Genomic DNA, 255 nt, shown 5'->3' with positions numbered 1-255 from the left:
GCATTTTGCGTTCTGTTCATACAACAATGGCAAATGGTATTCCAGTCAAAGTTGTATTTGTTCAAAACCGAAACAAAAAGAGTGAATGGCTGGCGATTCTTAGCACTGATTGTACGCTTTCTGAACACGAAATCGTCCGTCTCTATGGAATGCGTTGGGATATTGAGATCTTCTTTAAAACGACCAAATCCTTATTACGTCTTCAAAAAGAGTTCCAAGGTATGTCCTATGATTTACTCATTAGTCATACAACGA

General features: G+C 38.0%; 1 pseudogene. It reads left to right on the top strand.

What is annotated here, in order from left to right:
• Positions 1-255 (top strand): annotated as a pseudogene (locus M3212_RS22475) (IS4 family transposase); the annotation flags it as partial.

Origin of the sequence: Halalkalibacter oceani (assembly GCF_023715705.1) — a bacterium.
Taxonomy (GTDB): Bacteria; Bacillota; Bacilli; order Bacillales; family Bacillaceae_D; genus Halalkalibacter; species Halalkalibacter oceani_A.
The sequence above is the reverse complement of the archived record's forward strand: the minus strand, read 5'-3'. Positions and strand labels throughout refer to the sequence as shown.